22 protein-coding genes are annotated in these 25,276 nt (G+C 57.4%); 10 read left to right on the top strand and 12 right to left on the bottom strand.

What is annotated here, in order from left to right; translation table 11 throughout:
• Positions 1–28 precede the first annotated feature (28 nt).
• The 4 genes from ACW14G_RS06985 (at position 29) to ACW14G_RS06970 (ending at position 2,705) form a co-directional block, all read left to right on the top strand.
• On the top strand, positions 29–622 hold the full coding sequence (locus ACW14G_RS06985) for a non-oxidative hydroxyarylic acid decarboxylases subunit B (RefSeq protein WP_064543129.1): 594 nt from the start codon (positions 29–31) through the stop codon (positions 620–622).
• On the top strand, positions 622–2,049 hold the full coding sequence (locus ACW14G_RS06980) for a non-oxidative hydroxyarylic acid decarboxylases subunit C (RefSeq protein ID WP_249022836.1): 1,428 nt from the start codon (positions 622–624) through the stop codon (positions 2,047–2,049). The genes ACW14G_RS06985 and ACW14G_RS06980 overlap by 1 nt, the downstream gene beginning before the upstream one ends.
• 10 nt (positions 2,050–2,059) lie before the next feature.
• Entirely contained in the window at positions 2,060–2,296 is a 237-nt protein-coding gene (locus ACW14G_RS06975; protein ID WP_065357919.1) for a non-oxidative hydroxyarylic acid decarboxylases subunit D, read from the top strand.
• Positions 2,297–2,552: 256 nt separating this feature from the next.
• Positions 2,553–2,705, top strand: a complete 153-nt coding sequence (locus tag ACW14G_RS06970) for a Hok/Gef family protein (protein ID WP_223803940.1) — start codon at positions 2,553–2,555, stop codon at positions 2,703–2,705.
• Positions 2,706–2,816: 111 nt separating this feature from the next.
• On the opposite strand, the gene mutS is transcribed toward ACW14G_RS06970, so the two are convergent.
• From mutS to ACW14G_RS06925, 9 genes are all read right to left on the bottom strand, one after another.
• Positions 2,817–5,378, bottom strand: coding sequence for a DNA mismatch repair protein MutS (mutS, locus tag ACW14G_RS06965; RefSeq protein WP_455648549.1), 2,562 nt, complete (start codon positions 5,376–5,378; stop codon positions 2,817–2,819).
• 200 nt (positions 5,379–5,578) lie between these two features.
• Positions 5,579–6,826 (bottom strand): low affinity tryptophan permease TnaB, encoded by a 1,248-nt coding sequence (tnaB, locus tag ACW14G_RS06960; RefSeq protein WP_167575146.1) that lies wholly within the window; start codon positions 6,824–6,826, stop codon positions 5,579–5,581.
• 114 nt (positions 6,827–6,940) lie between these two features.
• A complete protein-coding gene (gene tnaA / locus ACW14G_RS06955; RefSeq protein ID WP_064543156.1) occupies positions 6,941–8,356 on the bottom strand; it encodes a tryptophanase in 1,416 nt (471 codons plus the stop codon).
• A 255-nt stretch (positions 8,357–8,611) separates the two neighbouring features.
• Entirely contained in the window at positions 8,612–8,689 is a 78-nt protein-coding gene (gene tnaC / locus ACW14G_RS06950; RefSeq protein ID WP_074398737.1) for a tryptophanase leader peptide, read from the bottom strand.
• A 189-nt stretch (positions 8,690–8,878) separates the two neighbouring features.
• Positions 8,879–9,658: a heme ABC transporter ATP-binding protein gene (locus ACW14G_RS06945; protein ID WP_249022838.1), complete on the bottom strand. Its 780-nt coding sequence runs from the start codon at positions 9,656–9,658 to the stop codon at positions 8,879–8,881.
• Complete coding sequence (locus ACW14G_RS06940; RefSeq protein ID WP_249022839.1) at positions 9,651–10,646, bottom strand: FecCD family ABC transporter permease; 996 nt, start codon at positions 10,644–10,646, stop codon at positions 9,651–9,653. The genes ACW14G_RS06945 and ACW14G_RS06940 overlap by 8 nt, the downstream gene beginning before the upstream one ends.
• Positions 10,646–11,461, bottom strand: a complete 816-nt coding sequence (locus ACW14G_RS06935; RefSeq protein ID WP_249022840.1) for a heme/hemin ABC transporter substrate-binding protein — start codon at positions 11,459–11,461, stop codon at positions 10,646–10,648. The genes ACW14G_RS06940 and ACW14G_RS06935 overlap by 1 nt, the downstream gene beginning before the upstream one ends.
• Positions 11,458–12,489, bottom strand: coding sequence for a hemin-degrading factor (locus ACW14G_RS06930; protein WP_249022841.1), 1,032 nt, complete (start codon positions 12,487–12,489; stop codon positions 11,458–11,460). The genes ACW14G_RS06935 and ACW14G_RS06930 overlap by 4 nt, the downstream gene beginning before the upstream one ends.
• Positions 12,490–12,550: 61 nt before the next feature.
• Positions 12,551–14,905, bottom strand: coding sequence for a TonB-dependent receptor domain-containing protein (locus ACW14G_RS06925; protein WP_249022842.1), 2,355 nt, complete (start codon positions 14,903–14,905; stop codon positions 12,551–12,553).
• A 204-nt stretch (positions 14,906–15,109) separates the two neighbouring features.
• On the opposite strand from ACW14G_RS06925, the gene ACW14G_RS06920 reads away from it, so the two are divergent.
• Both ACW14G_RS06920 and ACW14G_RS06915 read left to right on the top strand, forming a co-directional pair.
• Positions 15,110–15,397 carry a SelT/SelW/SelH family protein gene (locus ACW14G_RS06920; RefSeq protein WP_163446353.1) on the top strand — a complete coding sequence of 96 codons (288 nt, stop codon included), beginning with the start codon at positions 15,110–15,112 and terminating at the stop codon, positions 15,395–15,397.
• Between the two features lie 64 nt (positions 15,398–15,461).
• Positions 15,462–15,806, top strand: a complete 345-nt coding sequence (locus ACW14G_RS06915) for a nitrous oxide-stimulated promoter family protein (RefSeq protein ID WP_163446278.1) — start codon at positions 15,462–15,464, stop codon at positions 15,804–15,806.
• Between the two features lie 2 nt (positions 15,807–15,808).
• Here ACW14G_RS06915 and ACW14G_RS06910 read toward each other — a convergent pair whose 3' ends face one another.
• Positions 15,809–16,630, bottom strand: a complete 822-nt coding sequence (locus ACW14G_RS06910) for a helix-turn-helix transcriptional regulator (RefSeq protein ID WP_163446277.1) — start codon at positions 16,628–16,630, stop codon at positions 15,809–15,811.
• Positions 16,631–16,789: 159 nt separating this feature from the next.
• Between ACW14G_RS06910 and ACW14G_RS06905 the strand changes: the two genes are divergently transcribed.
• Positions 16,790–17,557 (top strand): phytanoyl-CoA dioxygenase family protein, encoded by a 768-nt coding sequence (locus tag ACW14G_RS06905; protein ID WP_167575157.1) that lies wholly within the window; start codon positions 16,790–16,792, stop codon positions 17,555–17,557.
• Positions 17,558–18,216: 659 nt separating this feature from the next.
• Here the strand turns inward: ACW14G_RS06905 and ACW14G_RS06900 are convergent.
• Positions 18,217–19,641, bottom strand: coding sequence for a 6-phospho-beta-glucosidase (locus ACW14G_RS06900; protein ID WP_419058437.1), 1,425 nt, complete (start codon positions 19,639–19,641; stop codon positions 18,217–18,219).
• A gap of 20 nt (positions 19,642–19,661) precedes the next feature.
• Positions 19,662–21,119, bottom strand: coding sequence for a PTS cellobiose/arbutin/salicin transporter subunit IIBC (ascF, locus tag ACW14G_RS06895; protein ID WP_223803226.1), 1,458 nt, complete (start codon positions 21,117–21,119; stop codon positions 19,662–19,664).
• Positions 21,120–21,381: 262 nt separating this feature from the next.
• On the opposite strand from ascF, the gene ACW14G_RS06890 reads away from it, so the two are divergent.
• The 3 genes from ACW14G_RS06890 (at position 21,382) to fdhF (ending at position 25,272) form a co-directional block, all read left to right on the top strand.
• A complete protein-coding gene (locus tag ACW14G_RS06890; RefSeq protein WP_249022844.1) occupies positions 21,382–22,395 on the top strand; it encodes a LacI family DNA-binding transcriptional regulator in 1,014 nt (337 codons plus the stop codon).
• A gap of 144 nt (positions 22,396–22,539) precedes the next feature.
• Positions 22,540–23,085, top strand: coding sequence for an electron transport protein HydN (hydN, locus tag ACW14G_RS06885; protein ID WP_064543184.1), 546 nt, complete (start codon positions 22,540–22,542; stop codon positions 23,083–23,085).
• A gap of 36 nt (positions 23,086–23,121) precedes the next feature.
• Positions 23,122–25,272, top strand: a complete 2,151-nt coding sequence (gene fdhF, locus ACW14G_RS06880) for a formate dehydrogenase subunit alpha (RefSeq protein WP_167575159.1) — start codon at positions 23,122–23,124, stop codon at positions 25,270–25,272.
• Positions 25,273–25,276 lie beyond the last annotated feature (4 nt).

The raw sequence follows: 25,276 nt of genomic DNA, 5'->3' as shown, positions 1-25,276 counted from the left end.
TCGTACACGAACGAAAATGAGGTGAGAGATGAGACTGATTATTGGCATGACGGGAGCAACCGGCGCGCCGTTGGGGGTTGCGCTGCTGCAAGCGCTGCAAGGCATGCCGGAGGTGGAAACGCACCTGGTGATGTCGAAATGGGCCAAAACCACCATCGAACTGGAAACTCCGTGGAGCGCACGCGATGTTGCCGCCATGGCCGACTTCAGCCACAGCCCGGCCGATCAGGCTGCGACCATCTCTTCCGGCTCTTTTCAGACCGACGGCATGATTGTTATCCCATGCAGTATGAAAACGCTGGCCGGTATTCGCGCTGGTTATGCGGATGGTTTGGTGGGGCGTGCCGCTGACGTGGTGCTGAAAGAGGGGCGCAAGCTGGTGTTGGTACCCCGCGAAATGCCGCTGAGCACTATCCATCTGGAAAACATGCTGGCGCTCTCCCGCATGGGCGTTGCCATGGTGCCGCCCATGCCCGCGTTTTATAACCATCCGGAAACGGTGGACGACATCGTGCAGCACGTGGTGACCCGCGTGCTCGATCAGTTTGGCCTCAAACATGACAAGGCCCGTCGCTGGCAGGGTTTACCGGCGGCGAACCAATATTCACAGGAGAATGCATAATGGCTTTTGATGATTTACGTGGATTCTTGCAGGCGCTGGAAGACCAGGGACAACTACTGAAAATCAGTGAAGAGGTCAATGCCGAGCCCGATCTGGCCGCCGCGGCCAATGCCACAGGCCGCATTGGCGACGGCGCGCCCGCGTTGTGGTTTGATAATATTCGCGGTTTTACCGATGCTCGCGTGGTGATGAACACCATTGGTTCCTGGCAGAACCACGCTATCTCCATGGGCCTGCCAATCAACACGCCGGTGAAAAAACAGATTGATGAGTTTATTCGCCGCTGGGATAAATTCCCGATTGCGCCGGAGCGCCGCGCTAACCCGGCGTGGGCAGAAAACACCGTCGACGGCGAAGACATTAACCTGTTCGATATCCTGCCTTTGTTCCGCCTGAACGACGGCGACGGCGGTTTTTATCTCGATAAAGCGTGCGTCGTCTCACGCGACCCGCTGGATCCGAATAACTTCGGTAAACAGAACGTCGGCATTTACCGTATGGAAGTGAAGGGTAAGCGTAAGCTTGGCCTGCAGCCGGTACCGATGCACGACATCGCGCTACATCTGCATAAAGCGGAAGAGCGTGGCGAAGATCTGCCGATTGCGATTACCCTGGGCAACGACCCGATTATTACCCTGATGGGCGCTACGCCGCTGAAGTACGATCAGTCGGAATATGAAATGGCCGGCGCGCTGCGTGAAAGCCCGTATCCGATTGCCACCGCGCCGCTGACCGGTTTCGACGTGCCGTGGGGCTCTGAAGTGATCCTCGAAGGGGTGATTGAAGGCCGTAAGCGTGAAATCGAAGGTCCGTTCGGCGAGTTCACCGGACACTACTCGGGCGGTCGTAACATGACCGTGGTGCGCATCGATAAGGTTTCGTATCGCACAAAACCGATTTTTGAATCTCTTTACCTCGGCATGCCGTGGACCGAAATTGACTACCTGATGGGCCCGGCAACCTGTGTACCCCTGTACCAGCAACTGAAGGCGGAGTTCCCGGAAGTGCAGGCGGTGAACGCCATGTACACCCACGGTCTGCTGGCGATTATCTCCACCAAAAAACGCTACGGCGGTTTTGCCCGCGCGGTGGGGCTGCGTGCAATGACCACGCCGCACGGTCTGGGCTACGTGAAGATGGTCATTATGGTTGATGAAGATGTCGATCCGTTCAACCTGCCGCAGGTGATGTGGGCGCTATCGTCAAAAGTTAACCCGGCGGGCGACCTGGTGCAGTTGCCGAATATGTCGGTACTGGAACTGGATCCGGGCTCAAGCCCGGCGGGCATCACCGACAAACTGATTATCGACGCCACCACTCCGGTTGCGCCGGACAACCGCGGTCATTATAGCCAGCCCGTACAAGACCTGCCGGAAACCAAGGCCTGGGCTGAAAAACTGACCGCTATGCTGGCTAACCGTAAGTAAGGAGGAAAAGATGATTTGTCCACGTTGCGCCGATGAGCATATTGAAGTGATGGCGAAATCGCCGGTGAAAGGTGTCTGGACCGTATACCAGTGCCAGCACTGCCTGTACACCTGGCGTGATACTGAGCCGCTACGCCGCACCAGCCGCGAGCATTATCCGGAAGCGTTCCGCATGACGCAAAAGGATATCGACGACGCGCCGATGGTGCCGAGCATTCCGCCGCTGCTGGCGGAAGATAAGCGCTGATCTTGCTGCTTTAATGTGTAGCCCGGTTAATCCGGGCTTTTTTATTTTGCGAGCAGGCTCGTAGCAACGGACGGCGTTTATTTGCTAAGCGGCAGGCAGGAATAGAATAGCGGCGGGTGCTTGAGGCTTTCTGGGCTTTGAGCATTTTCAGGGTTCCAGAAAGGTGAAAGCCCCAGGCGATATTTCTATCAACCTGAGGCTAGCATCGAACCCGAACAGTTCAGATGGTAGTCTCTTCTTTGCAGGGAGGCAAGATATGCTGACGAAGTACGCCCTGGTGGCGATCATCGTGCTGTGTGCCACAGCACTGGGGTTCACGTTACTGGTGCGCGATTCGCTGTGTGAATTGAGTATCCATGAACGTGGTATGGAGTTTAAAGCTATTCTCGCTTACGAACCGAAGAAGTAGTGACGACGCGGGGGAAACCCCGCGTATTGGCTGTCCGGATTTGTCCTCCAGCACCCATTTTTCACCTGCCGGGCTACCTGTGTAGCCCGGCGTCGCGACGCCAGGAACGGTTTACACCATGCCTTTCAGACGATAAATCCACTCCAGCGCCTGACGTGGCGTTAATGCGTCCGGATCCAGACCTTCCAGAGCCTCAACCGCCGGTGACACCTCTTCGGGTACAGACAGCAACGACATTTGCGTGCCGTCTATCTGCGTGGCCGCCGCATTCGGCGAAAGGCTCTCCAGCTCGCGCAGCTTCTGGCGCGCGCGCTTAATCACTTCTTTCGGCACGCCCGCCAGCTGTGCCACCGCCAGGCCGTAGCTCTTGCTCGCCGCGCCATCCTGCACGCTGTGCATAAAGGCGATAGTCTCGCCGTGCTCCAGCGCGTCCAGATGCACGTTGGCGACGCCTTCCATTTTCTCCGGCAACTGGGTCAGCTCGAAGTAGTGGGTGGCGAATAGGGTTAACGCTTTGATCTTGTTAGCCAGATTTTCCGCGCAGGCCCACGCCAGCGACAGACCGTCGTAGGTGGAGGTGCCGCGACCGATTTCATCCATCAGCACCAGGCTGTGTTCGGTGGCGTTGTGCAGAATGTTGGCCGTTTCGGTCATCTCTACCATAAAGGTGGAGCGGCCGGAGGCCAGATCGTCCGCCGCACCGACGCGGGTGAAGATACGGTCGATAGGGCCAATCTCGACGCTTTGCGCCGGAACGTAGCTGCCAATGTAGGCCAGCAGCGTAATCAATGCCGTCTGACGCATATAGGTACTTTTACCGCCCATGTTCGGGCCGGTAATGATTAACATCCGGCGCTGCGGCGACAGGCTCAGCGGGTTGGCGATAAACGGTTCGTTGAGTACCTGTTCCACCACCGGATGGCGGCCTTCGGTAATCCGAATGCCGGGCTTATCGGTAAAGGTCGGGCAGGTGTAGTTCAGCGTATAGGCGCGTTCCGCCAGGTTAACCAGCACATCCAGCTCAGCCAATGCGCTGGCGCTTTGCTGAAGGTCGGCCAGGTGCGGCAGCAGCAGTTCAAACAACTCGTCGTACAGCTGTTTTTCCAGCGCCAGGGTCTTGCCTTTCGAGGTCAGAACTTTGTCCTCGTACTCTTTCAGCTCGGGGATGATATAGCGCTCGGCGTTTTTCAGCGTCTGACGGCGCACGTAGTTAATCGGCGCCAGATGGCTTTGCCCACGGCTGATTTGGATGTAATAACCGTGAACCGCGTTATAGCCGACTTTCAGGGTATCCAGCCCGGTACGCTCGCGTTCGCGGATCTCCAGGCGGTCGAGGTAATCGGTCGCGCCATCGGCCAGCGCGCGCCATTCGTCCAGCTCTTCGTTATAACCCGGGGCGATTACGCCGCCGTCACGAACCAGCACCGGCGGCGCATCGATGATGGCACGCTCCAGCAGCTCGCGCAGTTCGGTAAATTCACCCATTTTCTCGCGCAGCATCTGTACCGGTGCGCTGTCGACGCTTGCCAACTGAGCACGCAGTTCCGGCAACTGCTGGAAAGCATGGCGCATGCGGGCAAGGTCACGCGGACGGGCGGTACGCAGCGCCAGACGTGCGAGAATACGTTCCAGATCGCCGACCTGGCGCAGCACCGGCTGCAGTTCGGCGGTGGTATCCTGCAACGCGCCAATGGTCTGCTGGCGTTCGGTGAGAATTTTTGTGTCGCGCACCGGCATATGCAGCCAGCGTTTGAGCATGCGGCTGCCCATCGGCGTGACCGTGCAGTCCAGCACCGACGCGAGGGTATTTTCAAAGCCGCCGGCGAGGTTCTGGGTGATCTCCAGATTGCGCCGAGTCGCAGCGTCCATGATGATGCTGTCCTGCTGACGATCCATGGTGATGGAGCGAATATGCGGCAGCGAGGTGCGCTGGGTGTCTTTGACATACTGCAGCAGGCAGCCTGCGGCGCACAGGCCGCGCGGCGCACCTTCAACGCCGAAGCCGACGAGATCGCGTGTGCCGAACTGCAAATTCAGCTGCTGGCGCGCGGTATCAATTTCAAACTCCCAGAGCGGGCGACGACGCAGCCCGCGGCGGCCCTCAATGAGCGACATCTCGGCAAAATCTTCGGCGTACAGCAGCTCGGCCGGGTTGGTACGCTGCAGCTCCGCCGCCATGGTTTCGCGGTCGGTCGGTTCGCTCAAGCGGAAGCGACCGGAGCTGATATCCAGCGTTGCATAGCCGTAGCCTTTGCTGTCCTGCCAGATGGCCGCCAGCAGGTTGTCCTGACGTTCCTGTAACAGGGCTTCATCGCTGATGGTACCCGGCGTGACGATGCGTACCACTTTACGCTCAACCGGGCCTTTGCTGGTGGCCGGGTCGCCAATCTGTTCGCAGATGGCGACCGATTCGCCCTGATTAACCAGCTTGGCGAGATAGTTTTCCACCGCGTGATGCGGGATACCCGCCATCGGAATCGGTTCGCCGGCAGAAGCGCCGCGTTTGGTTAACGAGATGTCCAGCAGTTGCGACGCGCGCTTCGCATCGTCGTAGAACATTTCGTAGAAGTCGCCCATGCGATAGAACAGCAGAATTTCCGGATGCTGTGCTTTTAGCTTCAGGTACTGCTGCATCATGGGGGTGTGAGCGTCGAGATTGTCGATTTTACTCATGGGGTGTAATCCAGGTCCCTGGTTAAAAGTGGAAAGCGAACTTTTTCATTTTCGTTTTTGTCGCAGTGGGTGGCTATGATAACGGAGATAGGTATTTCAGGGAAAGCGGTGAAGACGAAAGTGGGAGAGTTGTTCCACCAGGATGTTCGAGATTCGGCGGCAGGCTGAACCGGGCAATTCAGCCTGCCGCCGGAGCGGTGTTAACCGAACCTTGGCAGCAGGTTAAAGGTGCTGCCGAACCAGCACAGAATGACCATCACGCCAAACAGAATCACCACCGCGGGAATCGCTTTGCCGCCCCAGACGGTGAACATTTTGTCCGGGAAGCGCTCGCGCGATTTTAGCGCCAGGAATGCCGGTACGATGACAGCCCAGATGGTTGCGCAGAGCCCCGCGCCGCCGATGGCGTAGATAAACCCGTTAGGGAAAATCAGGTACAGGGCAGCGGGCGGTAAAAAGGTGAGTAGCAGCGTCTTAAATCGCCCGGACGGCGAATTATCCATTTTGAACAAATCCGCCAGATAGTCGAATAGCCCCAGCGTCACGCCAAAGAAAGAGCTCGCAACCGCCAGGTTGGAGAAGATCAGCAGGAAAAATTCAATAATGCCGTGCTGATTGGTACCTAAAAATGACTTCACCAGCGAGTCGACGTTGCCGCCTGAGGCGATGATCTCTTTAAAGTTGCTGCGATGGATATTGCCCATCGTGCAGTACAGCCAGAACAGATAAATGACCAGGGCCAGCAGCGAACCAAAGACGATGCTTTTAATCAACTTATCTTTGCGTTTGCCGTAGCAGATAATCAGGCTGGGAATATTGCCATGGAAACCGAACGAGGCCAGGCAAACCGGCACGGCCATCAGAATATAGGGGAGGTAGGTTTTATTGGCTTCCGGTGCGGCGAGATCGCGCAGGATCGTGTAGTCAACCTGGAAGAAAAACGATCCAAATACCACGATAAAGGCGATGATCTTGATACCAAGAAATAAAGAGGTAATACGGCTGGCAGCCAGCGAACTGACCCACAGAATACACGCGACAAACACCGCGCTGCCGATACCGACGATTCGCGGATTAACGTGCGTTCCGGAATTGATCGCGATAGTTTCGCTGATAATGGCGCCGTTTGCCGAAATATAGGCATAGGTGAGAATATACAGTACGAATGCGACGGTGATTCCGCTTATTATATTCCACTTCGCGCCAATTAAATCTTTGGTAATGGTATTAAAACTGGAACCCACCGGATAGTTCAGATTGGCTTCCAGTAATAATAGCCCGGAGTGCAGCATGGAAAACCAGGCAATAATAAGAATAAAAGCGCCCCAAAAAAACCAAGCACCGGCAAGGTCAACCGGTAAAGCAAACATCCCGCCACCGATCACGGTGCCGGCAATCACCATAATTCCCCAAAATGAGGAATGTTTTGTATTTGAATCTTCTTCCATGGCTTTCCCTTATTGATAACGGCGAATGCGTTGTTGTTGTCAGGAATATCGTAATGCCAGGCATGAATAAGCCAGTGGCTATATCCGGGATATAACCACTGGCGCTTAGGTTAATTACACTTCAGTCAGTTTGGCGGTAAAGTGGCGCAGCACTTTAGGCTCGTAGGTAAAGGTTAATCCTTTAATATTGTGGGCATTCTCTTTGACATGTTCGAAGGCCTCAATAATAAAGTCCATATGCGTTTGGGTGTAGGTCGCGCGCGGAATGGTTAAGCGCAGCAACTCTGCCGGACACGGCAGCTGCTTGCCAGTTTTCGGGTCGCGGCCCAGCAGGAATGAACCAATCTCTACCGCGCGGATCCCCGCGACTTTATACAGCTCGCAGGCCAGCGCCTGAGCCGGGAACTGGTCAGCCGGAATATGCGGCAGCAGCTTACCGGCATCGACAAACGCTGCGTGTCCGCCAGCCTGCTGACAGGTCACGCCAATGGCTTCCAGCCCGTCGACCAGATACTGAATCTGGGTGATGCGGTAGGCTAACCAGTCCTGATTCATCCCGTCGTACAGGCCCACGGCCAGACGCTCCATCGCGCCGCCTTCCAGCCCGCCATAGGTTGGGAAGCCTTCCTGCACGACGCAGAGGGTACGGCATTCGGTGTACACGTCGAAGAAGCTGTCGTCTTTGATGCACAGCAGGCCGCCCATGGGCACCATGGCATCTTTTTTCGCCGACATGGCGAGCATATCCGCGTACTTATAGGTTTCGCGGGTAATTTCTTCGATACTCCAGTCCTGATAGCCCGGTTCGCGTTGCTGAATAAAGTAAGCGTTTTCCGCAAAGCGCGCCGAATCCATCACCACCGGAATATCGTATTTCTTCGCAATCGCGTACATCGCCTTCAGGTTCGCCAGCGACACCGGTTGGCCGCCCGCCGAGTTACAGGTAATGGTTGCGACAATATACGGCACGTTATTCGGACCAACGGTTTCAATGCCGTGCTCTAAACCCTGCAGGTCGAAATCACCTTTAAAGTCGTTACGCGCGGCGGTGTCGAACGCCTCTTTAATATAAACGTTACGCACGGTACAGCCGTTAATCTGGCTATGACCCTGGGTGGTGTCGAAGAAATAGTTGGAGAACGCCACCATTTTGCTGCGGTCGAGGCCTTTTTCCTGCTCACGTTTTTTGATCAGCACCGGAATATAAATTTGCTCGGCGCCGCGCCCCTGGTGCGTCGGAATAGTGTGCTGATAGCCAAAAATATCTTTTACAGCATTGCACAGCGCATAGTAGCTACGGCTGCCGCTATAGGCTTCATCGCCACGCAGCATCGCCGCCTGCATATTTTGCGTGACCGCGCCGGTGCCGCTGTCGGTGAGCAGGTCAATAAACACGTCTTCGCTGTCGAGCAGGAAGGGGTTCATCCCGGCCTGAATAATGGCGTTTTCGCGGTGCTCGCGGGTGGTGCGTTTTACTGGCTCAATGACGCGAATACGGAACGGTTCTGGCAGATGTTTAAAGTTATTCATGGTGTCATCCTTAAATCTTTATTTTTAGCGCGCGGCTCCCCGCTGGTTATTCATGAAATATGAAAAAACCACTTTTTGGCGCAATACGAATACCATCTCTGCTCTCGGTATATTACGGCATCAATCTACACGGCTTGTTAAAAAGGCGTGCAGCGTCGCTGTAATAAAACAGAAAGGCATAGATTTTTATTGGATATCAGAAATAGCGGTTACACCACTATTTACAATGATACAGGCGTGGAGTCGTTCGAGGAGTTAAGGACGGTGATTGACGATGACGTTGTCAATATTAAACCACTTCGAAATTTTATACGTTCTATTCAGGATGTTCATAATGTATGTTCTCCATCAGACACGCCCATACATTATGATAATTTATTTTTTTGTCTATTAACTGTGCATTCAATTGTGAATCTGGTCACGATTGATTATATCTACGCGCTAAAGCAGGGTTATGTTTCCTGAGCTTAATAAATGACAGAATAATCACCTACGCAATTATCCTGTCGCAAGGCCCCATCGCTAGGGGGCCAGATAGACCTGCGGTACCGCCGCGTCAGGGTGTTGGTTCATGCTGATATCGGCACCGTACCAGCGGTGAATCACTGACTGCTGAATCACCTCCTGTGGCGTGCCCTGGGCGACCAGCTTGCCCTGATGCAACAACAGAATAGTGTCGGCCCACAGGGCGGCGAGGTTGAGATCGTGCAGCACAATGCACACGTGCAGCTCGCCGCGGCGGGTCAGCTTCTTCAGCAGTCGCAGCAGGTGCTGCTGATAGAACAGGTCCAGCGCCGAGGTCGGTTCGTCGAGAAACAGCCAGCCCTGCGGACCATCGTCGCGCCACAGTTGCGCCAGACTGCGCGCCAGCTGCACGCGCTGCTGTTCGCCGCCGGAGAGCGCCGGATAGAGACGGCCCGCCAGGTGGGTACAGCCGGTTTCGGCCATCACCCGCTGGATAAGCGTTGGGTCCACTTCCGCTCCCCACGGCGCGCGCCCCATGGCGATCACCGTTTCCACCGGCCAACTGGCGTTCAGCTGCGTGCGTTGCAGCATCACCGCCCGACGGCGGGAGAGGGCGGTGGCGGACCACTCGGCAAGCGGTTTGCCTTCAATGTGCAGCTCGCCACTGTCGGCGTTGAGAAAGCCGGTAAGCAGCCGCAGCAGGGTCGATTTTCCCGCGCCGTTGGGGCCAATCAGCGCGGTGACTTCGCCGCGCCGCAGCTCCAGCGACACGCCATCAATCACCTGACGTTTGCCCAGACGCAGCGACAGCGCGCGGGCAGAATAGTGTTTATCCATGGGGAGATCTCTCCTGACGAAAAATAAGCCACAGGAACCACGGCGCGCCGAGCAGGCTGGTCAGCAGTCCGACGGGCATTTCGGCCGGCGCGGCAACCGTGCGGGCGAGCGTGTCGGCAATCAACAGCAGAATGGCACCCGCGAGCAACGAGCCGGGGATCAGCCCGCGGTGATCCGGCCCCAGCCACATGCGCATCAGATGCGGGACGACCAGACCGATAAAGCCGATCACCCCGCTTATCGCCACCGATGCCGCCACCAGCACCGCGCTACACAGCAGCAGCACGCGCTGCAGCACCCGGACGTTAACGCCGAGATAGTGTGCTTCTTCATCGCCCAGTTGAAGCAGATTGAGGCGTGCGGCCATCCACCACACCACCAGCGATGATGGGATAATCAGCGTGGCGGAGACCAGCAGCGTCGGCCACTCTGCCTGCCCCAGGCTGCCCATCCCCCACAGCGACAGCTGGCGTAGCTGCGCATCGTTGCTGATCCACGACAGCATCCCCACCAGCGCGCCGCACAGGGCGTTAATCGCAATACCGACCAGCAGCAGGCGCGAGAGCGAACCGTCCCCAGCCTTACTGAGCACAAAAATTACCGCCATCACCGCCAGGCTGCCGATAAACGCCGCCAGCATCGGCGCGTACAGCGCCACCAGCACCGGTGCGGAAATCGGCAGTACCAGCCAGAATGCCACCGCCAGCGCCGCGCCGCTGCTGATACCGAGCAGCCCAGGGTCGGCCAGCGGATTGCGGAACAGCCCCTGCATTACGCAGCCGGAGAGCGCCAGCGCGCTACCCACCAGCAGCGCCAGCAGCACGCGCGGTAAGCGGATAGTGAGCCAGATATGGCGCAGTACCTCATCACCCGACGGCCAGATACTCGCCAGCGGCAGGCGCATCGCGCCGAGCGTGGTGGCAAACAGCGTCAGGGCCACGAGCAGCAGCACCATCAGCCACAGCGGGCGTGAGGCGGTCGCGTTCATCAGTGCGTCTGCTCCGCTTTCTGACGCAGCGCCATCAGCGCCTGCGGCGTGCGCGGGCCAAAGCCGAGCAGCGCCATATCGTCAATCACCAACACCTGCTTATTGCGCCCGGCGGGCGTTTGCGCCAGACCTGGCAGCTTCCACAGCGAGGCTTCACCGCCCATGCCTTTCAGGCCGTCGGCGGAGATCACCACCAGATCCGGCTCACTGGCAATAACCCCTTCCTGCGACATGGTGCGATAGTGGTCAAAGCCCTGCATCGCGTTTTGCAAACCGGCGAGCCTAATCGCGCCGTCCGCCGCCGTCTGCTGCCCGGCCACCAGCGCCCCGGAGCCGCCGTGGCTGAGGATAAACAGCACGCGCTTGTTCAGCGGGCGCGCCGGGATTTTCGCCATATCGTCATGCAGCGTTTTACGCAGCGCCTCGCCCTGTGTCTGCTTGCCCAGCGCGTCGGCAATCACCCGGACTTTGTTGTCCATCGCCGCCGCATCGTAGCCCCCCGGCACATTGACCACCTTCACCTTGCTGCCTTCCACCTTTTGCAGCACCAGCGACGGCTGCGCCTGGCTGCTGGCCAGCACCAGCGTCGGGCGCAGGGAGAGAATACCTTCCGCATTGAGCTGGCGCAGATAGCCGACGTCCGGCAGCGATTGTGACGCCGCCGGCCAGGTGCTGGTGCTGTCGCGCGCCACCAGCTGCGACTGGGCATCCAGCGCATAGACGATTTCCGTCACGTCGCCGCCGAGGGTAATAATGCGCTCGGCGGCGTTAGCCAACAGCGGCAGCGCCGCCAGCAGAATCAGCAGCCGTTTCATACGGTCTGGCCTTCCGCCGTCAGGCTGTCGACCTGAGTGCGCCACTGTTGCTGCTCCGGATGGCCTTCGCTGCGCTGCCCGTACAACTGGGCAATCTGGGTGCCGTCTTTGGCAAATAGCTCTACGCTGGTGACGTGACCGTCAACGGTCGGTTTACGCGTCACCCACACTTCGTCGATGGTCTCTTCGCGCAGGTGCAGGGTGAAGGCGCTGTTGAAAATATTGATCCAGCCGCGCATCGGCGTCAGCTTCTCCAGCACGCCGGTGAAGATTTGCACGCAGCCGCGGTTGCCAACGAAAATCATAAATTCATTGCCGTCCCGCTGCAGGGTCTCCAGCAGGCGAGGCAGGGCATCTGTATTGATGCGACAAGCCAGGTCGTCGTTGACCAGGCGGAAAGCCTGCTGGCGCGAGAGGTTGTATTTGCGCAGCAGCGCGAAGAACTGGTGGACGTCGGTCATTGCGCGCCACTCTTTTTCCAGCGCCGCGCCGTCGGCCGTGTCGGCATAGCGCGCGTTTTCCACCGGACGAAGCGCCAGCGGCGCTGGCATTGATTGGGTCTGTTCGGCAATCAGCGCCTGCCAGGCCGCGCTGTCCGTGTTGTCAGTGGTATAGACCTTCAGCACCGCGTCGCCGTGCGGGTCAAAGAACTGAATGCTCTCGCGCCCTCCATCGTTAACGTGAAACGCGCTGGCCCACTGGCTCAGGAACAGGCGCAGGTCGAGAGCACGCGGGTTGAGTATCAGGCCCACGTGGCCGTCGAGGTGCTGGTGGGTGAACGCGCCAACCTGCTCATGCACCGCGTACTCATTGCGGCAGATGCATTTGGTTTCGCCGACCTTTTCCAGCGAAGCGAGGATCGCGCGCGCATTATCCTGCAGGCGCACGGCGTCGTGGCCAACGCCGGCTGCGGTCAGTTCCGCTTCGCTCACCCCCATTACGGCGGCGATATCGCGAGCGTATTTGGCGGCGCCGCTGGCTTTGACGTCCTGATAGCGCTGCCACAGTTCAGTTGATGCGTTTTGCATAACTCTCTTCCTTATCATTACCCCGGCCAGCGGCCGGAGGCAGGTTTTGTTGATGTTGTTATCAGAAATCGACGTTGACGCCCAGCTGCCAGGTACGGCCCGGCATCACCGCCAGCGACTTATCGTTGGCATCCTGATTGGTGGACGTTTCAATGTTGCGGCTGCTCAGGTAGTCCCAGTATTTACGGTCGGTCAGGTTATACACGCCGCCGTTGATACGGACGTTCTTCGCGACGCGCCAGTAGGCCGTCCAGTCGAGCATGCCGTAGCCCGGTACGCGCATGTATTCGCTGGTGGAATCGGTAATCGCGCTGCCGGTGTTGGTGTAGCTCTCACGGTTGGTGGCAGTGGCGCGTTTGCCTTTTACGAAGGTGGCGGTCAGCGCGGTACCGTACACTTTCGACGGATCGTCCCACGCCACGCCGACGATCGCTTTCATCGGCGCTACGCTATCGAGGTCGACGTATTTGTCGCCGTAGTAGCTGGATTTTGACTTCCCTTCGCTGTAGCCGTAGGCCAGCGTTGCGCTCAGGCCGTCAACCTGCTCAAACCAGGTGCCAAAGTTGAACTTCGCGCTGATCTCACCGCCGTAGATATAGGCTTTATCACGGTTTTCCGCCTGATAAATGGTGTAGATGTTCGACGGTACGTTGGCGAACTGGGTTGGGTTGTTGGAACGGGTGTAGCGGGTATAGGCGATAAAGTCTTTATAGTTGTTGTAGAACAACGCGGTACGCATGGTGATCCCTTCGGTCACTTCGCCCTTCATGCCCCACTCGACGTTGTCGCTGGTTTCGGTTTTCAGATCGGTATTGCCGATCAGCGCGTACTGGCCGCGGCCCGCGTAGCTGGATCCGAGGTTCCATGAACCGTACAGCTGGCTGGTGTTCGGGAACTCCGCGCCGCGTTTGTACTGCAGGTAGGTCATCATGCGCGGCGTAATGTCGTACTGGAAGGTCAGCGACGGCAGCGCCTGGGTGTCCGAGTTTTTCCCGTACAGGGTCGACACCGAGGATTCGGTCAGTACCGTGCTGTTGGTGGTCAGGCTGGAAAGATTCTCCGGCTTCGTAGACTGATGCACCACGCGAACGCCCGGGATCACCGCAAAGTTATGCCCGTCGAGATCGAAGTTGATCTGATCCTGCAGGAAGCCGCCGATCGTGTACTCGCGGCTGTCCGCTTCCGGCTGCATGATCTCGCTGTAAACGCTTGGGATAGGTGACTGGCTGAACGGACGCTGGGTTTTGGTGGTGCTGGCGTTAAAGCCCGCGCTCAGGTCATGGCGGCCGAGGGTTTTGGCCAGCGCGGTCTGCATACCCCAGGTGTCGGTGTCATAGTTGGAGTACACCGTTTGCATCTTGCTGGTGAAGCTGTCCGGCATATAGGTCCGGTCGTGCGCTTCGGTATGCTGGTAGTAAACCCTGGTCGATGCGCTGTCGATGAAGTCATTCATCGGCGTCCAGTCATCTTTGAGGCTCAGACCCCAGCGGCGAGTCTGGCTGGTCTGCTGCGCGTCGCCGATGGTTTTGCTACCGCTGTCGTTCCACACATCGTAGTGGGTGTGGTTGGTTTTATGGTAGTAGTCGAGGGTGCTGGTCAGTTTGTGCTGATCGTTAGGTTGCCAGATCCCAGAGGCCATAAACGCGTCGGAGTGCCAGTTCGCCGGGAACGCGTCCACGCTCGAACTGTTGGTGGTAGTCTCCTGGCCATCGCGGCGGCTGTAGACAAAAATGCCGCGCAGCGTTTCGTTGCCGCCCGCTGCCGTCAGACCATTGTGCCAGCTGCGGTCAGACGAGTCATACTCGCTGCGGTAGCTAAAGGCACTGGTTTTGCCCGGATGCAGATAGTCGTCCGCCGATTTCGGCTGGAAGGAAACGTTGCCGCCGATGGAGGTATTGGCGGTCTCGGTGTCGGTCGCCCCAGATTGAATATCCACGCTGCCGTACATGTACGGGTCGATATAGTCGCGTCCGATGCCGAAGGTGTTAAGCCCGGCGCGGCTGACGTAGCTGCGGCCGGTGGCGTTCGGCTGCGCAATGCCGTCGACGTCGATGCCGACGCGGTTGCTCTCAAGGCCACGAATGTTGTAGCCGGTGTAGCCGCCGCGGTCGAAGCCGCTTTTGCCGTTGCCGGATCCACCGTTGGCGCCGGTCGCACCGATCAGCGGTTCATAACGCATAATGGAACCAAAATCGTTGGCCCCTTTGTCCTGAAGCTCCTGCGCGCTTATCGCGTGCTGACTGCCCGGTTTAAGTACCGGTGCGGGGGCGGTGACGGTCATCTGTTCCGCGCTGTCGACGGCGGTTTTGTCCTGTGTTTCAGCCGCGCCCGCGGAAGTCTGATAGATTGCTGCGAGCAAAGAGGTCACCAGTAGGCTTTTCTTGCACCACGCCTCTGATTGAATGGATTTGTACATAGTTGCCATGCCTTCATCGTTATTAGTATTGGCTCACGCGTAACTTCCAGAATCTGCTTTTCCTTAAGCATCTTGACGCCCTCCAATTTTATGCAATGCGAATGTTAATGATAGGTATTATCATTTGCAATAATATTTGCAAATAAATCTGCTTGTATGCAACAATTTGATTACAATTTTGTTTTTGACTCTCCCGAGATAGCGATGACCGAGAAAGCGGCAGTTACCATCACCTACTGTTCCCAATGCAACTGGATGCTGCGCGCCAGCTGGATGGCGCAGGAACTGTTACACACCTTCAGTACCGATATTGCCTGCGTAACGCTGATACCGGGTACCGGCGGGATTTTTACCATTACCGTCGGGGATGTACTGGTGTGGGAGCGTAAGCGTGACGACGGCTTCCCGGACGCCGCAGAGCTCAAGCGTCGGGTGCGCGACGTTTGCTTCCCGGAAAAACCGCTGGGCCATGTGGATAAGCACGAAGGATAAAGCGGCTGCGAACGCGCCATTAAACGTGTATTATTAATGCATCTTTATTGGTGAGGGACCGGGTATGGCAGGCAAACGCATCGATCGTGAAAAACGGACAATCAGCAGCATGATTGCGCTCTATCAGCGCCGTTGTCCGCAGGCGTTGCACGATGCTGAGCATTACCAGGCACTGAACCATTATGCCGATAAGCGGCTGGATAAATGCGTGTTTGGCGAACAAAAGCCGGCCTGCAAGCAGTGCCCGGTGCACTGCTACCAACCCGCAAAGCGTGAAGAGATGAAACAGATTATGCGCTGGGCAGGACCGCGGATGCTCTGGCGTCACCCGCTGCTCACGATCCTCCATTTGATTGATGACCGCCGTCCGGTTCCCGAGCTGCCGGAGAAATATCGGCGCAAAAAATAGCCTTACAGGGTGCGGCAGTGACGACGATACTCCGACGGCGAGCGGGCAGTATGCTTGCGGAAGATGCGGCAAAAGTAGTTGCTGTCCTCAAAGCCACAGTGGTGGGCAATCTCTTTAATTTTCAGCTCATAGCCGCGCAGTAATTTCTTTGCCAACTCCAGGCGCACGGCGGTGAGGTATTCGTTAAAGCCGACGGTGCTGGACTTCTGAAACAGGTGCGACAGATAGTTCGGGGTGATGTGAAACTTCTTCGCCACCGTCTCTCGGCTGAGCGCCTCGGCGGCGTGTTCGTCGATATATTCCTGAATCGCCAGAAACAATTCTCTGCTTTTGCTGACCGTATCCGCCAGATGGGTCAGTTGATCGATACAGTGGCTGAGCAGGCCGCTGAGGACTATCTGCGTGGTGGGCATCACCGGGCGAATCGCCAGCTCATTCATTGCCAGCAAGAGATACGATCCCACCCGCGGGCCGAGTCGCGCCACGTGCTGCTTGCGGATCTCAACGAATTTTTTACCGTCGAAGCGTTGAAGGCTGAAGCCCAATTTTTGTTTGCTGAACAGAATGCTCAGCGACGTCGCCGGGCCGTGCCACTGCGGGGCATTCCAGCGCCCGCCGGGAATATACAGCGCCTGTAGCGGCCCAAGCGGTGCTTCCAGGCAGCCATCCGCCAGCTCGCCTTCCAGCACAATCTCAAGGCGGGGAAATGATACGCTCATCGCCAGCTCCGGCGCGGGTTGGGAGATTTGCGGAAAACGCACCACGAGCTCGTTCTGCCGGGTAAGCAGCTGTTTCAGCACGGGGACGAGGGTTGGTTCTGACATGCTCATGTCCTGTTGTTATTCTGGATTTTGAGTCTCATCACACTTTATTTTGCTGTACACAAAAATCCAGCGTTGTGTAGCTATCTCATACAGAATGGCGGCCACGCCTGCAGTAACTTTTCATACATGTTGTGAAATGGTTAACAAAAGAGAGGCGATATGGACAAGCAAGCGGCATTCTGGCTGGATGCATTGGGCGCCAACGGCGAACTGTCAGCCACGATGAAACATGAGCTGGATACCCAGGGCTATACGATCGTTCACGGCGTAGCGGATGCCGACTGGCTGGCCGCGATGCGCGAGCGAATTGATTGTTTGGTGGAACGCGAAGGTGAGAATCTGGCGGTGGAACATCACCAGGAAGAGACGGCGACGCGTGTTGCCAATCTGGTGAACAAGGGCGTGGTGTGGGAGAAAGTGTGGGCGCATCCGCTGGTTCTGTCAGCGTGCCGCTATATCTTTGGGGGCGCGTTTAAAGTTTCCAGCCTCAACGCCCGTGAGGCGCTGTACAACGGCGGACACCAACCGCTGCACGCCGACTGGAAAAAGCCGCGTCCGGACTTCCCGAAAGTGCATCTGGTGAACACGATCTGGGCAATTGACGATCTCTCCGCCGCGAACGGCGCACCGCGTATTATCCCCGCCACGCACCTGCGCCCTGAGCTGCCGGAGGAGGTGCTGGACGATGTGGAAGCGCCGCATCCGGATGAAGTGATTTTTGCAGCCCCGGCGGGTAGCGTGATGATTTACAACGCCCATGCCTGGCACGGCGGCACGACTAACCGCGAAGGTTCGCGTCGTCGCGTGCTACACGGCTTGTACATCGACCGGGCAGACGCCGCGCAGCAGGATCAGCGCCGTTGGCTCACCCCGGAAACCGCCAGCCGCTTGACGCCCGCGCAGAAGTGGCTGCTGGATGTGGAGTAGCGTTTCGAGTAGTTCCGTCATCCTTTGTGGGGCTGTCTCTTATACACAAATTCAAGAGACAAGACCTGATATCTGTTAGTAAGGTGCAAGGTTCCGTTCACTTTACGTTGGGTGGAATATGACGTTCTATCACCGGTGAACGGGTCAAGGGGGGCGGCCGCGCCCCCCTTGACAATCCCCGCGGCCCCGCGGGGAAATCGGTGCTTCGCACTACGCTCACCTACGAACTCCAGCCTACGGCACGGCGAAACTCGACGTCCTGTCTCGGTTCGCCTCAGTCCGCCATCCATGGCGTCCTGACCTTGTCTTCCATTCTCCGGTTCGCCGATTTCCAGCGGGGACTCATCGGTTTCAGTGGCTCTGGTTTTTGCTGTTAACTAAAAGACCGCACTGGTGTTGGTGGCGTCTAAATCGCCGAAGCGTTCCCTGAAGGCCGGGGCAGCCCACAGGGATGTAGGCTGAGGGGACCGCGAAGCGGCGACTGGCCGCCCCTTGCGCGCTCCCTGCGCCCGTACAATTTATGTGGCGAGAGCTGAAAAGGAGCGCAACGAAGTGATCAATCCAAATACATCTCCCTCCTAACTGATCACTGTCGCCGGGGAGCTGTGTATAAGAGACAATTGCGGGGGAGTGGCCGCTCGCGTCAACGCTCCGGGCCATTACGCCAAATCTTCCCCGTTGCTGGCAATCACCTTCTTATACCACCAGAACGATTTTTTACGCGTCCGCGCCAGCGTCCCGTTGCCCGAGTCATCGCGGTCGACGTATACGAATCCGTAGCGCTTGCTCATCTCTCCCGTCGATGCCGCCACCAGGTCAATACAACCCCACGTGGTGTAACCGATCAGCGGCACGCCATCTTCGATGGCATCGCCCATCGCGCGGATATGTTCGCGTAAATAGCTGATGCGGTAATCGTCGTCGATCTGTCCATCGGCGTTGACGACGTCCTTCGCGCCAAGACCGTTCTCCACCAGGAACAGCGGCTTCTGGTAGCGGTCGTACATCATGTTCATGGTGATACGTAGGCCGAGCGGGTCGATACCCCAGCCCCATTCGCTGGCCTCAATGTACGGGTTCTTCAGCGACTTCACGATGTTGGCGGCGTTGGTGTTGTTGGCATTCATGTCCGCCGATGCGCAGCGTGAGGCGTAGTAGCTGAACGACACAAAATCGACCGTGTGCTTAAGCGCTTCATCGTCGCCAGCTTCTTTGGCGATGGTCACGCCTTTCTCGCGGAACACTCGAGCCGAGTAGGCCGGGTAGCGGCCGCGCGCCTGCACATCGATAAAGAACAGGTTCTCGCGATCTTTCTCCAGCGCCGCCCACACGTCTTCCGGCTTGCAGGAGTAGGGGTAGAAGTTGCCCCCCGCCAGCATGCAGCCTACCTGGTTCTGCGGGTTGATCTCATGGGCGATTTTGGTGGCCAGCGCGCTGGCCACCAGCTCGTGGTGCGCGGCCTGGTACTTCACCTGATCCTGATTTTCGCCTTCTTCGAACACCAGCCCGGCCCCGGAGAACGGGCTGTGCAGCATGATGTTGATTTCATTGAAGGTCAGCCAGTATTTCACCAGCCCGTCGAATGCTTCAAAGCAGGTGCGGGCGTAGCGGGTAAAGAACTCCACCATCTTGCGGTTACGCCACGAGCCGTACTCGGTCACCAGGTGCATCGGCACGTCGAAGTGGCACAGCGTCACCAGCGGTTCGATACCGTACTTTTTACATTCGCGGAACAGATCGCGATAGAAGGCGATACCTTCCTCATTCGGCGTCAGTTCGTCGCCGTTCGGGTACAGACGGCTCCAGGCGATGGAGGTGCGGAATACGCCGAAGCCCATTTCCGCCATCAGCGCGATATCTTCTTTATAACGATGATAGAAGTCGATCGCCCGGTGGCTGGGATAGAACTCATCATCGCGCAGGGCGAAACGCTTCTCCTGGCCCAGTTTGACCGGCAGACGGTTGACGCCGTGCGGGATCATATCCACGGTGGTCAGCCCTTTACCGCCTTCAAGATAGGCGCCTTCTGCCTGGTTGGCGGCAATGGCGCCGCCCCAGAGGAATCCTTGCGGAAATGTCGACATGCGTTACCTCGCTAATAAATTTATGAAATCTGTGCGGCTGCGGCGTTGACTGGCGCACTTGCCTGACGTTTGCGTGCTTCGGCGGCGGCGTCTTCTACCGGAATGTCCTCAAAGCCGAGGATCAGCGTCAGTACGAACGACAGCACCACCGCCAACGCCATCACGCCGAACACCCAGACGATGGTCATCGGGTTAGCCGGGTCGAAGAACTGCACGCTGGTAAACAGCCCCGGCGCGGCCATGGAGTGGCTGGCCAGCCCGGCGATACCAGCGACCGCGCCACAGATAAAGCCGCTAATCAGGCTGGCGATCAGCGGACGCTTCAGGCGTACGGCGACCCCGTACAGCGCCGGTTCCGAAATGCCAGCCAGAATGGCGGACGCGGCGGCGGCCAGCGCGGTCTGGCGTAGTTCCGGGTTTTTGGTTTTCCACGCGACCGCCAGCGACGAACCGCCGAGCGACAGGTTGGCGCCGATTTCCGATGGCATCACCATGCCTTCTTTGCCGGTCTCGGCGATGGTCTGAATGATGGTTGGGGTAAAGACGCGGTGCATCCCGGTCATCACCAGCAGCGGCCACAGCGCCCCCATAATTGCGACCGACAGCCAGCCCAGATAGCCGTGAATGGTGTACACCAGCGCGGAGATGGCGCTACCGATCCAGATCCCAATCGGGCCAATCAGCAGGATCGCCAGCGGCGCGGCGATCAGCACGATCAGCATGGGTTTGAGGAAGTTTTTGGTCACGGCGGGCGTAATCCTGTCGACCCAGCGTTCAATGTACGAGAGGCACCAGGTCATCACCAGCGCCGGAATCACCGTGTAGGTGTATTTCACCGCGGTCACAGGAATCCAGGCAAACTCGACGTGCTCACCCTGCGCGGCTTTCGCCATCAGTTCAATAAAGCTCGGGTGGACCAGTACCCCGGCGATAGCAATCGCCAGCGACATGTTAGTTTTGAATTTCACTGCCGCAGAGGCGGCGACCATCAGCGGCAGGAAGAAGAATGCGCCGTCGCCGATGACGGTCAGAATAGTAAGCGTCGGCGCGCCTTTTGGCAGGACGCCGGTCATTTCGAGGATCATCGCCAGCAGCTTAACCATCGATCCGCCGATAATGGCCGGGATCAGCGGCGACATGGTGCCGATCAGCGCATCGAGGATCCCGGCGCCAATGCGACGCAGGGTCAGCTTCGGTTTCCCGACCGGAGCGGCTGGCTGCATGTCGTTCGGCAGCAAGTTGACCACTTCACGGAAGGCCTGCGAGACGGTGTTGCCAATAATCACCTGGCACTGGCTGTCGGTGCGTACCACGCCCATCACACCGCTGATGCCTTTAAGCGTGGCGCTATCGACCAACGTGTCATCTTTCAGCACGAAGCGTAGACGGGTCATGCAGTGCGTGACGGCGGAGATATTCTCCACGCCGCCAAGCGCGCTCATCACAGATTGCGCCAGAGCCGCATAATTTTTAGCCATCGGAAAATCCTGTTTTATCAGTAAGGTACTTATGGTTCATCTCCTGAATGGTTCAAAAGATGAAACGCTGCATAGGAAACCGGTTCCACATAATCATCATGTGTTTATTTTGTTGCTACAAGATCTAAGTTTTGTTTTTGATTGATTCGTGAAACCGATCACAGGAAATAACCCTGATGAAAGATTCACCCGTTTCGCCATTGCTGAAAATCGCCAGGCGGTGCAGTACACTGCGGACAGATAATTTCTCAAAGGTATGAATATGACGACGATGCTAGAGGTGGCTCGACGGGCGGGCGTATCGAAAGCCACCGTGTCCCGGGTGCTATCGGGCAACGGTTATGTCAGTCAGGAGACGAAAGACCGGGTGTTTTTGGCCATCGAAGAGAGCGGCTACCGGCCGAATCTTCTGGCGCGTAATCTGGCCACTAAAAAAACGCAGACGCTCGGCCTGGTGGTGACCAACACTCTCTACCACGGTGTGTACTTCAGCGAGCTGCTGTATCACGCGGCGAGCATGACGGAAGATCAGGGGCGTCGTCTGGTACTCGCGGACGGTAAACACAGCGCCGAAGAGGAACGTGAGGCGATTCAGTATCTGCTCGATTTGCGCTGTGATGGCATTATTATTTATCCACGTTTTTTAAGCGTCGACGAAATTGACGATATTATTCAGCAGCAGCAACAGCCGGTGATGGTCATTAATCGTTGTCTGCGCCGAAATAGCAGCCACTGCGTTTATTGCGATCAAAAATCCTCCAGCCAACAGGCGGTGGAAAAATTAATTACGCTCGGCCATCGCGATATTGCCTTTATTACCGGTTCGCTGGATTCCCCGACCGGCGTTGAGCGTCTTTCCGGCTATAAGGATGCGCTGGCGAAACACGGCATTACGCTACGTAATGAGCTGATTGTGGAAGGAAAATGGACGCCCGCCACCGGCGCGGCAGGTGTCGATATTCTGCGTGAAAGGCAGGTCACATTCAGCGCGCTGGTGGCCAGTAACGATGATATGGCGGTGGGGGCAATCAAGCGGCTTCATGCTCACGGAATAGCGGTGCCGCAGCAGGTATCGGTGATTGGCTTTGACGATATTGCGTTAGCGCCGTATATGATTCCGTCCCTCTCGAGCGTGCGTATTCCGGTTACGGAAATGATTAAAGAGACGATTCACCGTCTTATTTTTATGCTCGACGGCGGCGATTTTAAATATCAACAAACCTTCCCCGGCGAATTAATCGAGCGCGAGTCCATCGTGGCCGGTCCACACCGTTAATGTCGTCAGCTGTCATCGTCATTAGTGACGATGACAGCCTGTTCCGGCAGACATTCTTTTAAATCCCCTTACGAATCAATAAAATAAAAGTTGGCTCGAATAATGCATTCTCCCGCGCAATCACTGTCATAGCTGGAGAAGTTGATGAACCGTTTCATCATCGCTGATGCGAGTAAATGTATTGGCTGCCGTACGTGCGAAGTCGCCTGCGTGGTTTCTCACCAGCAGGATCAGGACTGCGCCGCGCTGACGCCACAGTCTTTCCTGCCGCGTATTCACGTTATTAAGGGCGTAGATGTTTCTACGGCCACCGCCTGCCGCCAGTGCGAAGACGCGCCGTGCGCCAACGTCTGCCCGAACGGCGCGATTGTTCGCGACAAAGGGTTTATCCACGTGATGCAGGAGCGCTGCATTGGCTGCAAAACCTGCGTGGTGGCCTGCCCGTACGGCGCCATGGAAGTGGTGGTGCGTCCGGTTGTGCGCGACAGCGGCGCGGGTCTGAAGGTGCGTGCGGAAAAAGCGGAAGCCAACAAGTGCGACCTTTGCTTCCACCGTGAAGAAGGCCCTGCCTGTATGGAAGCGTGCCCGACCCACGCATTGTTCTGCGTAGACCGCAACAAGCTGGAACAGCTTAGCGCGGAAAAACGCCGTCGCGCCGCGCTGGAAAGCGCTGCGTCTATCTCTCTTTAATCATCCTTTATTTCTCTTTTAACAGGTCTGTTACTGATGAAAAAAATCACGAGTGTATGCCCTTATTGCGGTGCTGGTTGCAAACTGAAGCTGGTCGTCGACCACGGTAAAATTATTCGCGCCGAGGCGGCTGACGGGCAAACGAACCAGAATGAGCTGTGCCTGAAAGGCTACTACGGTTGGGATTTTCTGAACGATACCCAACTGCTGACGCCGCGTCTGACGCAGCCGATGATCCGCTATGAAAAAGGGGGCAAATTCACCCCCGTGAGCTGGGATGAAGCCATTCGCTACACCGCGAAACGGCTGAGTGAGATCAAAGCCAAATACGGGCCGCGCGCCATTATGACTACCGGGTCATCGCGCGGTACCGGTAATGAAACCAACTATGTGATGCAGAAATTCGCCCGCGGCGTGCTGCATACCAATAACGTCGATTGCTGCGCTCGCGTGTGCCACGGCCCATCGGTTGCCGGGTTGCAGGAAGTGCTGGGTAACGGCGCGATGAGCAACAGCATCGGCGATATTGAAAACTCCCGTTGCCTGCTGGTCTTTGGCTACAACTGCGCGGATTCGCACCCGATCGTGGCGCGGCGCGTGATTAAAGCCAAAGATAAGGGGGCGAAAATTATCGTCTGCGACCCGCGCAAAATTGAAACCGCGCGCATCGCCGACCAGCACCTACAAATGCGTAACGGTAGCAATATGGCGCTGGTGAATGCCTTTGCCCATGTGCTGCTGGAAGAAGAGCTGTACGACAAAGAGTATGTTGCGCGCTATACCACCGGGCTGGATGAAATGCGTGAAGTCGTTAAAGACTACGCGCCCGAAGCGGTGGAAGAACTGACCGGTATTCCTGCCGCACAGGTTCGTCAGGCGATGCGCACTTATGCGGCGGCGCCGTCGGCGACCATCATGTGGGGCATGGGCGTCACCCAGTTCGGCCAGGCCGTTGACGTGGTGAAAGGGCTGGCAAGCCTGGCGCTGCTGACCGGTAACCTTGGGCGCGAAGCCGTCGGCGTTGGCCCGGTGCGTGGGCAGAATAACGTGCAAGGCGCGTGTGACATGGGCGTGCTGCCAAATCAGTTCCCTGGCTATCAGGACGTGACGGACCCGCAGGTGCGTGAAAAATTCGCCAATGCCTGGGGGATTGATGCCAGCCTGATGGACGACAAAGTCGGCGTGCGCATTACCGAAGTGCCGCATCTGGCGATGGAAGGCAAGATCAAAGCCTACTACATCATGGGCGAAGATCCGCTGCAAACCGAGGCGGATTTAGGGCTGGTACGCAAAGGCTTCGAAGCGCTCGATTTCGTGGTGGTGCAGGATATTTTCATGACCAAAACCGCCGAACAGGCTGACGTGCTGCTGCCAGCCACTTCCTGGGGCGAGCACGGCGGCGTCTTTACCTGCGCTGACCGAGGCTTCCAGCGCTTCGATAAAGCCATCGACGCGAAGTACAACGTCAAGCGCGACTGGGAGATTATCAGCCTGATCGCCAGCGAAATGGGCTATCCGATGCACTACGACGACAACCAGCAAATCTGGGACGAAATGCGCGAGCTGTGCCCACTGTTCTACGGCGTGACCTACGAAAAAATGGGTGACATGGGCCACGTGCAGTGGCCTTGCCCAACGCTCGATCATCCCGGCACACCGTACCTGTATGAAGGTAATCAGTTTGCTACGCCGGACGGCAAAGGCCATCTGTTCGCCGCACCGTGGCGCGCGCCGGCGGAAACCCCGGATGCCGACTTTCCACTGGTGCTGTGCACCGTGCGCGAAGTGGGGCACTACTCCTGTCGCTCGATGACCGGTAACTGCGCGGCGCTGCAATCGCTCGCCGATGAACCCGGTTTTGTGCAGATGAACCCGCAGGATGCCAGACTGCTTGGTATCCATGATAAGCAGCTGGTGTGGGTTGCCTCGCGTCGCGGCAAGGTAATTAGCCGCGCCTGCGTGAGCGAACGTATCAACCGCGGCAGCGTGTATATGACTTATCAGTGGTGGATCGGTGCGTGCAACGAACTCACGCAGGATAATCTTGATCCTATCTCGAAAACACCGGAAACCAAGTACTGTGCGGTCAAGGTTGAGCCGATTGAGGATCAGAACTGGGCGGAAACCTTTGCGCTGGACAGCTATCAGTCGATGAAAACGCGGCTGAAAGCGGCAATTAACGGGTAATCAG

Source organism: Kluyvera sp. (genome assembly GCF_965301105.1).
The sequence above is the reverse complement of the archived record's forward strand: the minus strand, read 5'-3'. Positions and strand labels throughout refer to the sequence as shown.